Annotated in this window: 1 protein-coding gene; it reads right to left on the reverse strand. The window is 72.1% G+C overall.

Features of this window, described 5'->3' with window-relative positions; all coding sequences use genetic code 11:
- Positions 1–58: 58 nt before the first annotated feature.
- The coding region (locus SB816_RS33655) for a hypothetical protein (protein WP_410548458.1) at positions 59–251 on the reverse strand (193 nt) is incomplete at its 5' end.

The raw sequence follows: 251 nt of genomic DNA on the forward strand, positions 1-251 counted from the left end.
GTGCTCACCGCGGCCGGCCGCCGCGCCATCACGCGCCGACGATACGATTTCGGCGATTTCATCGGCCGACCGTATGCGCAGCGAGGTGCTGACGAATCAGCGACAGGTAGCGATCGCCGACCGAGAAGTCGCGCGCGGCGCGCGGCCGCTCCGTCTGGCGCAGCGTGGCCGGCGCGCTCATGCCGAGGTATCGGCACAACGCGGACGGAAACGGCTTGCGCGTCGCCCCAAGCTGGCGCGCCGCGCGCTCG

Source organism: Achromobacter sp. SIMBA_011, assembly GCF_046535435.1.
Classification (GTDB): Bacteria; Pseudomonadota; Gammaproteobacteria; order Burkholderiales; family Burkholderiaceae_B; genus Achromobacter; species Achromobacter dolens.